At 66.2% G+C, this 12582-nt stretch carries 10 protein-coding genes and 1 pseudogene; 6 read left to right on the forward strand and 5 right to left on the reverse strand.

Annotation, left to right across the window (positions count from 1 at the left end; all coding sequences use genetic code 11):
- The first annotated feature begins 47 nt into the window (after positions 1–47).
- The 3 genes and pseudogenes from BN4332_RS24395 to BN4332_RS34625 all read left to right on the forward strand — a co-directional run.
- The gene (locus tag BN4332_RS24395) at positions 48–1757 is read left to right on the forward strand and encodes an amidohydrolase (protein WP_160110928.1); all 1710 of its coding nucleotides are present in this window, start codon (positions 48–50) and stop codon (positions 1755–1757) included.
- Complete coding sequence (locus tag BN4332_RS24400) at positions 1757–3193, forward strand: amidase (RefSeq protein WP_066902049.1); 1437 nt, start codon at positions 1757–1759, stop codon at positions 3191–3193. The genes BN4332_RS24395 and BN4332_RS24400 overlap by 1 nt, the downstream gene beginning before the upstream one ends.
- A 49-nt stretch (positions 3194–3242) precedes the next feature.
- Positions 3243–4079, forward strand: a pseudogene (locus BN4332_RS34625) (nitrilase-related carbon-nitrogen hydrolase); the annotation flags it as partial.
- A 714-nt stretch (positions 4080–4793) separates the two neighbouring features.
- Here the strand turns inward: BN4332_RS34625 and BN4332_RS24415 are convergent.
- Positions 4794–5645, reverse strand: a complete 852-nt coding sequence (locus BN4332_RS24415; protein WP_066902051.1) for an LLM class F420-dependent oxidoreductase — start codon at positions 5643–5645, stop codon at positions 4794–4796.
- 151 nt (positions 5646–5796) lie between these two features.
- On the opposite strand from BN4332_RS24415, the gene BN4332_RS24420 reads away from it, so the two are divergent.
- Positions 5797–7143: an NAD-dependent succinate-semialdehyde dehydrogenase gene (locus tag BN4332_RS24420; RefSeq protein ID WP_066902073.1), complete on the forward strand. Its 1347-nt coding sequence runs from the start codon at positions 5797–5799 to the stop codon at positions 7141–7143.
- On the opposite strand, the gene BN4332_RS24425 is transcribed toward BN4332_RS24420, so the two are convergent.
- Entirely contained in the window at positions 7136–8758 is a 1623-nt protein-coding gene (locus BN4332_RS24425) for a SulP family inorganic anion transporter (protein ID WP_066902072.1), read from the reverse strand. The two genes, BN4332_RS24420 and BN4332_RS24425, sit on opposite strands and share 8 nt — an antisense overlap.
- On the reverse strand, positions 8758–9135 hold the full coding sequence (locus BN4332_RS24430; protein ID WP_066902052.1) for an ArsR/SmtB family transcription factor: 378 nt from the start codon (positions 9133–9135) through the stop codon (positions 8758–8760). The genes BN4332_RS24425 and BN4332_RS24430 overlap by 1 nt, the downstream gene beginning before the upstream one ends.
- Positions 9136–9225: 90 nt before the next feature.
- Between BN4332_RS24430 and BN4332_RS24435 the strand changes: the two genes are divergently transcribed.
- Together BN4332_RS24435 and BN4332_RS24440 are read left to right on the forward strand one after the other, a co-directional pair.
- The gene (locus BN4332_RS24435) at positions 9226–10233 is read left to right on the forward strand and encodes a PHP domain-containing protein (RefSeq protein WP_066902053.1); all 1008 of its coding nucleotides are present in this window, start codon (positions 9226–9228) and stop codon (positions 10231–10233) included.
- Between the two features lie 86 nt (positions 10234–10319).
- A complete protein-coding gene (locus BN4332_RS24440; protein WP_066902054.1) occupies positions 10320–10751 on the forward strand; it encodes a hypothetical protein in 432 nt (143 codons plus the stop codon).
- Here BN4332_RS24440 and dinB read toward each other — a convergent pair.
- Both dinB and BN4332_RS24450 read right to left on the reverse strand, forming a co-directional pair.
- On the reverse strand, positions 10748–11947 hold the full coding sequence (dinB, locus tag BN4332_RS24445) for a DNA polymerase IV (protein ID WP_435405177.1): 1200 nt from the start codon (positions 11945–11947) through the stop codon (positions 10748–10750). The two genes, BN4332_RS24440 and dinB, sit on opposite strands and share 4 nt — an antisense overlap.
- A gap of 30 nt (positions 11948–11977) precedes the next feature.
- The coding region (locus BN4332_RS24450) for a TetR/AcrR family transcriptional regulator (protein WP_066902056.1) at positions 11978–12582 on the reverse strand (605 nt) is incomplete at its 5' end.

The raw sequence follows: 12582 nt of genomic DNA on the forward strand, positions 1-12582 counted from the left end.
CCTTTCGGATGATTCTCCCCCGGGTTGGCCGTTCATAGAGTGCCGGTGTGAGCAGAACACTCGTCCGAGCCTCGAAGATCCTGACCTTCGATGAGACCAGGCCGATGGCCGAATCCGTCCTCCTCGACGACGGTGTGATCGTCGAGGCCGGCAGTTTCGCGGACCTTACCGACTCCGCGGGGCCGGACGCCCAGATCATGGACGCGGGCGACGCCGTGGTGATGCCCGGCCTGATCGACACGCATCCCCACGTGATGCACTTCGGTGCACTGCGCGGCGGCCTGGTCGATCTGAGCGATGCCGTGGACCACGCCGACATCGTGGCGCGGATTCGCACCCGCGCCGCCGACACCCCGTCCGGCGAATGGATCATCTGTACGCCCGTCGGTGAAGCGCACTACTTCATCCGCAGGTCATGGCGGGATCTCGCCGAACGCCGCCTGCCCGATCGTCACACCCTCGACCTGGCCACCACCGAGCACCCGGTACTCATCCAGGCCTGGGCGCCGCGGACGCCCAACATCGTGGCGTTCAACAGCGCCGGCTTGCGCGCGGTGGGCCTGTCGGACTTCATCCCCGACCAGGTGTGCGACGTCGAGATCGACAAGGACGAACACGGCCGGTTGACCGGCATCCTGCGCGGGCCGGTCAACAACTACTACACCTACGACCCGTTCTGGGGTCAGATCCTGCTCAAGCTGCCACCGCTGAATCCGGCCCACGCGGTCCCCGGCGTCCTCGACGAGATGGCGCGGTTCTCCGCTCGGGGCGTGACCACGCTGTACGAGGGACACGCGATGGAGCCGATCCACCTCCAGATGTATCAGCACTTACGTAGCGCCGGGATGCTCACCATGCGCGTCCAGGCGACGTTCGACGTCGAGTCGGTGATCTTCTATCCCTTCGAACCGCTGTCACTGTCCGATTTCGACGAACAGCTGAAAACCCTTGCGCCCCAGTCATCCGATACCACCGACGAGCTGTTCCGAATCGCCGGTATGACGATCAGCCCCGGCGGGCCCTGTTTTGCCGGTCATTTCGCGATGCACGAGACGTACGCGGACCCGTTCGGCAGGCCCACCAAGGGGAATCGATTCGTCTCGCTCGAAAAAGAGGAGTCGTTCGTCCGGTTCTGCGCGGAGAACGGAATCAGGGCGAACATCTGTATCGGGTCCTACCGCGAGCATGACGACTTCCTGGAGATCGCCGAACGCGTCGTCACCGAACACGACTTTCGCGACAAGAACTGGATTCTGCAGCACGCCATCACCATCAGTCCCGATCATGTGCGCCGGTACAAAGCCCTCGGTTTCCAGGTCACCACGTCCGTCGGATTCGCGTGGGGCAAGGGCGCGATCTACGACGAGCGCATCGGCAGGCATGTCTGGCGCGACATGGTGCCGCTGCGGCGACTGCTCGATGCGGGTCTCGACGTCTCCGGCGGATCGGATTGGGGCCCCAAGAACCCCTGGGAGCAGATCGCGCTGGCGCAAACACACGAGATCGCCGGCACCGACCTGCGCAACGACGGGCCCGACCAGGTGATCACCCGGATGGAGTCGCTTGCCATGTGGACGACGAGCGCCGCGAAAATCCTGGGCTGGGACGAGATCGGGTCCATTCGGCCGGGCAACCACGCCGACCTGATCTTCGTCGATCGTGACCCGTCGACGTGCGATGTCGAGGAGCTGAAACACACGCGCGTCCACCGGACGTTGCTGGCGGGGAACATCGTTCACGACGACGGTGTGCTCTGATGAGACCGGACGAATACGCGCAGTACGACGCGACCGGACTCGCCGAGCTGATCCGCGACAACCAGGTGTCGGTGGCCGAGGTGCACGACGCGGCCCGTGGCGCGATCGAGGCGGTCAACCCGGCGCTCAACGCGGTGGTCGCCGGACCCTGGGAGGTGGCGCTCGACTGCGACGGGGATGGCGCCTTCGCGGGGATCCCCTTCGCGCTCAAGGATTTCGCGATACACGCCGCCGGGGTGCCGACGCGATTCGGCAGCCGGCTGACCGGCCAGGGCGTGGCGTTTCCGCACGACACCGAACTGATGAAGCGCTTCCGGGCGGCCGGGCTCGCCGCCGTCGCGCTCACCACCACCCCGGAGTTCGCGTTCAACGGCAACACCGAACCGGTCACCCAGGGATCGACGCGCAACCCGTGGGACCGAGCACGAAGTGCCGGCGGTTCGAGTGGTGGCTCAGCGGTGCTGGTGGCTGCCCGCGCTCTCCCGATCGCCCATGCCACCGACGGTGGCGGATCCATCCGGATTCCCGCTTCGGCCAACGGATTGGTCGGTCTCAAGCCGAGCCGCGGCCGGGTGTCTGTCGCACCGGACGCGAGTGAGCCGCTGTCCGGGTTGGGGGTCGAGTTCGGGCTGACGCGTTCGGTGCGGGACTGCGCGGCACTGCTCGATGCGGTGAGCGGAGCGGCGCCCGGCGACAAGTACGTCATCCGCGACCCGGCGTGTCCCTACATCGACGAGATCGGCCGGGACCCGGGCGGATTGCGCATCGCGATCCACACCGAGTCCTGGTCCGGCGACCCCGTCGATCCGGAGGTGGTCGCCGCCGTCGCCGCTGTCGGGTCCGTGCTCGAAGGCTTGGGACATCACGTCCGGCCCGATTCACCGGTCTTCCGCTGGGATCAGTTCGTCGACGCCAACCTGCCGGTATGGAGTGTGTCTCTGGCCGAAGGCATCGACGCGCTCGCCGCGGCGGTGGGGACCACGCCCGGTGCACACAACCTCGAAGCGACCACCTTGGCATGCGCTGAGCACGGCCGACGCGTCACGGCCACCGAACTGGGCGGTGCACTCGCGGTCTTCAACGAGGTTTCCCGCACTGTCGGAACATTTTTCACCGAGTACGATCTGCTGCTCACCCCCACACTGAGCCGGCCACCCCAACTGCTGGGCGACCTCGATTCCGACGATGCGTCGCTCACACCCGGGCAATGGATGCGGAAACTGCTCGGCGTGTGTTCGTTCACCCCGCTGTTCAATGCCACCGGGGGACCGGCGATCAGCCTGCCGCTGGGATGTACCCGGTCCGGGTTGCCGATCGGTGTTCAGCTGGCCGCCCCCATGTGTGACGAAGGCACGCTCATCGCCGTTGCCGCTCAATTGGAGACGGCGATGCCGTGGGCTCATCGGATGCCGGAGGTGAACGCCTGTGGACGCTGACAACGGCAGGGCGCCGATCGCGCCCTATCTGGCCGTGGGCCTGTCGACGGTGGTACGCAACATCGAACGGCGATCGCAGATCCAGGCGAACCTCGACGTCATCGAGGACACCGTGCATGCCGCGGTGTCGACGGTTTCGATCAACATGCCGGTCAAGCTCGTCGCCCTCGCCGAAGGTGCCCTGACCGGCTTCGGCGACGAGGCCTTCGACATCCCGCACGTGCGAGCCGCACGGGAGATGTTCATCGACATCCCCGGGCCCGAGACCGAGCGACTAGGTGCACTTGCCCGGCAACACGGGATCTATCTCATCGCTCAGTGCAAGGCCAGGTGGCCCGAGGTGATGCCGGACCGCTATTTCAACTCGATGATCGCGATCTCCCCGGCCGGGGAGGTGGTCCATCGGGCGACGAAGAACCACGTCTGGTGCCGCGAACGGTCCTGCACTCCACACGACGTGTACGACCGGTGGGTCGAACTGTTCGGCGACGGGCTCGACGCGTTCTATCCGGTTCTGCGGACCCCGGACATCGGTACGATCGGCACGATCTGTTGCAGCGACGGAGAATATCCGGAAGCCGTGCGGGCCCTGGCATTTCAGGGTGCCGAGGTGGTGTACCGGCCGAGCGAGGCAGTGCCGATGACACAGGCCGGGTCCGACCCGGGCGGGACGTGGTTACTGCAGAACCGGGCGCATGCGCATTTCAACAGCCTGTACATGATCTGCCCGAACACCGGGCCGGTCTATGCGACCCAAGACGCGGCGCACGCCTTCGACATCGCCGGCGGTAACTCCCACATCGTCGACTACAACGGAGCGGTCCTCGGTCACACCGTGTCCGGGCACAACTCGGTGGTCGCGGGCGTGATCGACATCGAGGCCCTGCGCCAGTTCCGGGTGATGAACCTGAACTCGAACTGGCTCAAGGATCTGCGGACCGAGATCTTCCGCCACATGTACGACGACCCGATCCACCCCAAGAATCTGTGGCTCGAGCGCGAACCCGTGCGCCACGCCGAGGCCGACGAGATCTACCGGGCCAACATCGCGCGGCTGCTCGCCCGCGGGGCATACACGCCGCCGGCGCACAGCTTTCCCGGCGCCGGGATAACAGGAGAAGATTGAGAGATCTCTTAATTAGCTCCTGTGTCGTGCATCACGTCGTATGGGGGCCTCGATTCGCACAGAAATGTGATCCACATCTCGAGTTTGGCTGATTTCAACGCCACATTGGTCACAACAGTCTCATCAGAAACAGATGACATTTCTGCGGCGTGGCATACGCAGTTTGCCACAAGTCGGGTATCTAATGACGGGGTGAGAGTGCTGCGGTAACGTGGAACTACGGATACAGCTACCAGTACGTCGCAGGAGTGATCACCGTGTACATCAATCCGATCAGTCGGTCACGGATGGGTCGAATTGCCTGGTCATTGTTCCGTCACCCGATGAAGAGCCGTGAATTCCCGGCGAAGAACGAACGCCTGGTCACGGCCGACGAGCTACTTCGCTTCGGCGTCTGACGGGTATCCGTCCCGATAGCTGAACGCCCTCGAACCGACGTCACTGCGTCGATCCGAGGGCGTAGCCGTGTCCGGGTCAGCTCGTCAGCTGACCGGACTCCCGAATCGCCTCGGCCAGGGGTTCCAGCACGGCCGGGTCGTAAGGCGGCGGTAGGTAGATGATCGCCAGATCCAGACCTTCGGCGCCGAGCGCGGCAGCCTCGTCGACGACCTTGGCGTAGTCGTGGTCCGCACCCAGACGCACGTGCGCCGACAGGGTGATCTCCTTGGGGTCGCGGCCGATGTCGGCACAATGCGCGGCCAGCACATCGCGCTTGCGGGCGAACTCCTCGGGCGGACCGCCGACGAAGTTCCAGTGATCGGCGTACTTCGCGGTGATCCGCAACGTCCTTTTCTCGCCGCTGCCGCCGATGCAGAACGGCGGGTGCGGCTGCTGCGGGCCCTTGGGCTCGTTGCGGGCGTCCTTGAGTTGGTAGAACTTGCCGTCGAACGTCGTCGTCTCCTGGGTCAGCAGACCCTTGAGGACCTCGCAGGCCTCCTCGAAACGGTCGAAACGCTCCTTGATCGAGCCCAGTTCGATGCCGTATGCGCCCGACTCCTCTTCGTTCCAGCCGGCGCCGATGCCGAGTTCGAGGCGGCCGTTGGAGACGATGTCGAGGGCCGAGGCCATGTTGGCCAACACGGCGGGATGACGGTAGTGGATGCCGGTGACGAGCACCCCGACCCGCAAGCGCTCGGTGGCCTGCGCCAGCGCGGTCAGGGTCGTCCAGCCTTCGAGGCACGGGCCGGACGAGTCGGAGAAGATCGGATAGAAGTGGTCGAACGTCCAGCCGGATTCATAGACGTCGATCGTGTCGGCAGCTTTCCAGATGGCAAGCATGTCGGCCCAGGTCGTGTTCTGCGGGGAGGTTTTGAAGGCAAAGCGCACTCTTCAAAAACTAGTCGCGGCGCCTGGTTCATTCCTGAACGTCGCACTCGGTGCTGATTCCGTATCTTCAGTGCCATTTGGCCGCCGCAATCGGTAGTGTCGGGCAGGGAAATGTACGGAATCCCCCGATTAGACCCGTCTGGGAGTGAACATGAGCGAGTACGCAGTCACCGATCCGGCGACCTCCGAGGTGGTCGCCACCTACCCGACCTCGACCGACGCCGAGATCCAGGCCGCGATCGAGGCTGCCACCAAGACCGGACGTAGCTGGGCGCGCACCACCACGGTCGCCGAGCGGGCCGCGCTCATCGGCAAGGTCGCCGCCCTGCACGAGCAGCGCCGCGAGCAGCTCGCCGACGTCATCGTCCGTGAGATGGGCAAGCCGCGTGACCAGGCCCTGGGTGAGGTCGATTTCAGCGCCGCCATCTACCAGTACTACGCGGACAACGCCGAGAAGTTCCTGGCAGACGAGCAGATCACCCTGCTCGACGGGGAAGGCACCGCGGTGGTCAAGCGAGGCCCGATCGGCGTGCTGCTCGGCATCATGCCGTGGAACTACCCCTACTACCAGGTCGCCCGGTTCGCCGGCCCAAACTTGGTGGTGGGCAACACAATTCTGCTCAAGCATGCCCCGCAGTGCCCCGAATCCGCCGAGCTGCTGCAGCTGATCTTCCTCGAGGCCGGATTCCCGCAGGGTGCCTACATCGACATCCGGGCCACCAATGACCAGGTTGCCGAGATCATCGCCGATCCGCGGGTGGCCGCGGTGTCACTGACCGGGTCCGAACGGGCCGGCGCCGCGGTGGCCGAGATCGCCGGCCGCAACCTCAAGAAGTGCGTCCTGGAGCTCGGCGGCTCCGACCCGTTCATCGTGCTGTCCACCGATGACCTCGACGCCACCGTCGCGTCCGCGGTCGAGGGCCGGATGGAGAACACCGGGCAGGCCTGCAACGCCGCCAAGCGGTTCATCGTCGCCGAGAATCTCTACGACGACTTCCTGACCAAGTTCACCGAGAAGCTGCTGGCCGCGGCCGACGGAATCGCCCCGCTGTCGTCGGAATTGGCTGCCGAGCGCCTCGAGCAGCAGGTCAAGGCCGCCGTCGACCAGGGCGCCAAGCTGACCTCGGCCGGTGAGCGGCGCGGCGCGTTCTATCCGCCTGCGGTGCTCACCGGTGTCACCGAGGACAACGACGCCTACCGGCAGGAACTGTTCGGCCCGGTGGCCGTGGTGTACAAGGCCGGCTCCGAGGACGAGGCCGTCGAGATCGCCAACGACACCCCGTTCGGGCTCGGCTCGTATGTCTTCACCACCGATCCCGAGCAGGCCGCCCGCGTGGCCGACCGGATCGACGCCGGCATGGTGTTCGTCAACGCGGTCGGGGCCGAAGGCGCCGAGCTGCCGTTCGGTGGCGTCAAGCGATCCGGTTTCGGACGCGAGCTCGGCAAGTACGGCATGGACGAATTCGTGAACAAGAAGTTGATTCGTACGGTCACCTAACGTGCGTACGCGCATGTTCGACCGCGTCATCGAGCGAATCGAGCAGGTGGTTCTCGTGTCGTAGCGACTCGAACACGCCGACGTTGGCCAGCAACTCGGCGTGTTCGGGACGAACACCCTTGATGATCACCGTGATACCGCGCGACTCCAGATCGGCGGCGATCTCGGCGAGAGTATGTGCGCCGGTGGCATCAAGCATGCCGAGTTGCGACATCCGGATGATGACGACGGATGTGTGCGGATGTTCGGCGTCCACGATTGCGTTCGAAATGCGTTCGGCCGCACCAAAGAACATGGCGCCATCGAGCCGCAGCAGTGCGATTTGATCGTCACCGGGCAGGTGCGGTCCGGGCAGTTCCTCGCGGACCACACTGCTGCGTCGGGCGACCGAGCGCAACGCGAAAAACGCCGCGACGACGATGCCGATCTCGACGGCCTCGATCAGGTCGAAGCACACGGTGACCACCGCGGTCAGGACGAAGGTCAGTGCGTCGGATCGGGTGGAGCGCATGATCTTCCGGATCGTGCGCGCCGAGATCATCCGGAACGACGTCACCATCAGCACGCCGGACAGCGCCGCGAGCGGAATAGCCGAAACGGGTCCGGTCGCCAGATAGACCACACCCAGCAGCACCAGCGAGTGCACGATCGCCGCGGCCCTGGTTCTGGCGCCGGACCGGATGTTGACGGCGGTACGGGCGATCGCACCGGTTGCGGGCATACCACCGAACACGCCCGAGGCCATCGAGGCCAGGCCCTGCCCCACCAGTTCACGGTCGGGGTCATACGGCCCGGTCGGCGACATGGTTGCGGCGACCCGCGCCGAGAGCAGGGATTCGATGGCTGCCAGCGCGGCGATCGCCAGTGCGGCACCGAGCAGGGACTGTAAGGCGCCGAGGTCGGCGTGAGGCAGCACCGGGGCGGGCAGATGCGACGGCAGCTCGCCGATCGAGGCCACCGGGATATGCAGCACGCCGACCAGAACCGTGACCACGACGACCGCTGTCAGTGACTCGGGAATGGCACGGTGCAAGCGGGGGAGGGCGATCATCAGCAATGCGACAACAGCCACCACCCCAAGGGTTTTCGCGGCGGCCGCCCAATCGGCCTGGGTTATCACGTCGAACGCTGCCGGTAGTGTGCGCTCACCGGCAGGCGCCGGACGCGCGACCGCGGCGGGCACCTGCTGCAGGAAGATGATCATCGCGATGCCCAGGGTGAACCCCTCGATCACCGGCCATGGAATGAACGTCACCGCCCGGCCCAACCCGGTGATGCCCGCCACCAGCACCACCAGTCCCGCCACCAGCGTGACGAGCGCGATGCTGGCGAGCCCGTGTTGCGCGACGATCGGGGCGAGGATGACGGCCATCGCTCCCGTCGGTCCGGACACCTGCACATGAGAGCCGCCGAACACCGCCGCGACCAGGCCGGCAACCACTGCCGTGATGAGGCCAGCCGCCGCCCCGACTCCCGAGCTGATCCCGAACGCCAACGCCAACGGCAGTGCCACCACGCCGACGGTCACACCGGCGAGAATGTCGCCGCGCCACGAGCGCGGCAGTTCGGCGTAATCATCGCGATGGGGCAGGAAACGAGCCGCCGCGCTCATCATCATGAACCGTGCCCGATCGGCGGCAGCGCCTGCAGCGTCTCCAATTGATCGCGTCGCGCGCCGAGAGTGTCGGCCAGGAAGGTCCTGGCGATCACCAGCAATTCCGAGATCTTGGGGTGCGCGAGCTCGTAGAACACCGCATTTCCGACGCGCCGTCCGCTGACCACCTGGTGACGCTTGAGGACCGCCAGGTGCTGGCTCAGCAGCGTCGGCTCGATGCCGGTCTCGGCGAGAATCTCGCTGACCGGCGTGGGTTTGCCGGCGGCGGAGAGGATCTCGAGAATCCGGATCCGCGCCGGATGGGCCAGGGCCTTGAACAGGTTGGCCTTGATCTCGTACAGCGGTTGTTCGGGGCTGCCGAGGAAGTGGTGGGGCACGCTACCACCTGAAGATTTGATGGATTGAAGGAAGTCGCAATCCAATGTAGCCGGGTGCCGCCGCGTCCTGCAACCTGCACACTGGAGCCCATGGATCCGGTGACCGCACTGCGCCAGATCGCGTACTACAAGGACCGGGCCCGGGAAGACCCGCGTCGGGTGATGGCGTACCGCAACGCCGCGGATACGGTCGAAGCGTTGAGCGATGCTCAACGGGAACGCCTCGGGGCGACGAACGGGTGGCAGTCATTGCCCGGTGTCGGTCCCAAGACCGCGAAGGTGATCGCCCAGGCCTGGGCCGGGCGGGAGCCGGACACCCTGGTCGAATTGCGCTCGGCTGCCAAGGATCTCGGTGGCGGCGAGGTGCGGGCCGCGCTCAAGGGTGACCTGCACGTGCACTCCAACTGGTCGGACGGCTCCGCGCCGATCGAGGAGATGATGCTGGCCGCCCGAGATCTGGGCCATGAGTACTGTGCGCTGACCGACCACTCGCCGCGGCTCAAGATCGCCAACGGCCTGTCCCCGGACCGGTTGCGCGAGCAGCTCGACGTCATCGAGGAACTCCGTGAACGCGTCGCACCGATGCGCATCCTCACCGGCATCGAGGTCGACATCCTCGAAGACGGCTCCCTGGACCAGGAACCCGAACTGCTGGAGCGCCTCGACGTGGTGGTGGCCAGCGTGCACTCCAAGCTCGCCATGGACGCCGCGGCGATGACCCGGCGCATGATCACCGCGGTGTCGAGCCCGCACACCGACGTCCTCGGTCACTGCACCGGACGGCTGGTCACCGGCGGGCGCGGCATGCGGCCCGAGTCGAAGTTCGACGCCGAGAAGGTGTTCGGGGCTTGCCGGGACCACGGCACGGCCGTCGAGATCAACTCCCGACCGGAGCGGCGCGACCCGCCCACCCGTCTGCTGAAACTGGCCCTCGACATCGGCTGCGTGTTCAGTATCGACACCGACTCCCACGCACCTGGCCAGCTGGACTTCCTCGGATACGGGGCGCAGCGGGCCCTGGATGCCGAGGTGCCGATCGAGCGGATCGTCAACAGCTGGCCCGCCGAGCAGCTCCTGGAATGGACGTCAAGCCGCTGAGGTGAACGGATTGTGCTCGGCGATCCCCGAAAGCGATTCGCCGGATGCGTGAGACTACTCAGATCCGGCCGGTCTAAGCTCACGCGATGCATGCGGATCTCGGCATCGACACCGTCATCACCCTGCTGGCCGCCGGACTGATCTTCCTGCTGGCACTGGTGCTCGGGGTATGGAAATACCGGCAGATGGCCACCAGTGAAAACCACCTGGCCCACCCGTACGTCGACATCGCCCACCGGGCAGCCCTGCTGTACTCCTTCGCGACGCTGCTGGCCGCGGTGTTCGTCGAACTCAGTGCGTGGCCGACCTGGGTGAACCTCACCGCGGCCATGGTGCTGGTGCTGTTCTTCGTGATCGCGATCGGTAGCTACATCGAGCACGGCGCCAAGCGTGACACCACCAATCAGTTCGAGCGGCCCAGCGCAGGCCTGCGTGTCGGAATGGTGGCGCTCATCGTCGGTGAGATCGGCGGGTTCGCCGTGCTGCTTGCGGGATTCATTGCCGCGCAGTTCTTTTAGTAGGGCAGAGTGGGCATCTCCAAACCCGGGTCGCGGCCGACCAGCACACCGCGCGTCAGCATCGCGTTACCGAAGCGCCGCCGCACCTCGTCGATCGCGCCGTCGATCGCCACCGGATCCGGCTCGGACTCGAAGGGCAATTCGAGCTGCTGACTGCCCTCGTGGTCAATGTTGGACACCGCGAACCCGATCAGCGTGAGCCCACGCTCGGCGATCACCGGGGCGGCGGCCGTCACCAATGCGCGGGCGGCGGCCAGGATGGCCTCGGTCGATGCAGTGGCCCGGGGCAGGGTGTGCGACCGCGTCGCCCGGCCGAAATCGTCGAAGCGCAAACGCAATACGACCGTGCGGCCGGTACGGCCCGCGCCACGCATGCGGCGGGTGATGCGGTCGACGAGGTTGATCACCACGGCGTCCACCTCGGCGGCCGACATGGTGTTGCCACGGCGCCCCAACGCACGTTGGGCACCGACCGAACTGCGGCGCACACCGGTGGTCACGCGGCGCCGATCGATGTTGCGCGACAACGCATACAGCTGGCGGGCCATCGCCCCGCCGACCATGGTGCCCAGCGCCGATTCGGACAGCTCGGCCACGTCGGCGACGGTCTCGACGCCATGGGCATGCAGCTTCTCGGCGGTCTTGGCCCCCACACCCCACAGCCGGCGCACCGGCAGGGGATGCAGGAACGCCAACTCGCGGTCCGGCGGCACCATCAGCAGGCCGTCCGGTTTGGCCACCTGGCTGGCCACCTTGGCCAGGAACTTCGTGCGGGCGATGCCCACGGTGATGGGCAGCCCCACCTGCTCGCTGACCTGCTCGCGCAGCCGCCGGGCGATCTCGACCGGGGTGCCCGACACCCGGCCCAGCCCGGACACGTCGAGAAACGCCTCATCCACCGACAGTGGCTCCACCACCGGCGTCGTGTCTTCAAAGACCCTGAACACCTCTCGGCTCGCTTCTGAATAAGCCGACATTCGCGGTGGCACCACCACGGCCTGCGGGCACAACGCGCGCGCCTGCCTGCCACCCATCGCGGTGCGGACGCCGAACGCCTTGGCCTCGTAACTGGCCGCCAGCACCACGCCGCCGCCGACGATCACCGGGCGCCCGCGCAAAGCCGGATCGTCACGCTGCTCGACCGATGCGTAGAACGAATCGAGATCAGCGTGCAGGATGGCCGCCGCATCGCACACGAACATATGTTCGCATAACCGGCCGACGGGTTACGCGGCGTCGCCGTAGATGCTGTTCAGCCAGATGTGGGCGAGGGTGTCGACCACCTTGTCGTAGTCGACGGCGGGCTGTTCGGTGCCGAGGGCGGCCATCATGGTTCGCTCGTTCATCAGGTTGAGCGAGGTCGCCAGGTCCATGGCCGGGATGGTGTCCGGGGCGGCGCCCCGTTGGCGCTCGGCGGTGATCAGCGCGGCCGTCAGACCGATCCACTTCTGCATGAGCCCGGACCAGAACGTGCGGAACTCGGGGCTGCTGTTCAACGCCTCGGTGCCGGCCCGGGCGGTGGCGGGATGCGATCCGAACGAGCTGAAGAAGATCTCGATGCCGTGGCGGATGGCGCGCTTCGGATCGGACGGCATGTCCTCCAGGGCGCTGTCGAAGCCGGTGTCCGCTCGCTTGATCAGCGGATCGAGTAGTGACAGCAGGACGGCTTCCTTGGAGGGGAAGTAGAAGTAGAACGTCGGCCGGGAGATTCCGGCGCCTTTGGCCAGGTCATCGACCGAAATATCGGCGAAGTTCTTGGTCTCCAGCAGCTGGCGGGCGGTTGCGAGAATCGCGGCCTCGCGGTCGTCGCCCGACGGGCGGGCGGCCCGGC

Origin of the sequence: Mycolicibacterium houstonense (assembly GCF_900078665.2) — a bacterium.
Lineage (GTDB): Bacteria > Actinomycetota > Actinomycetes > Mycobacteriales > Mycobacteriaceae > Mycobacterium > Mycobacterium houstonense.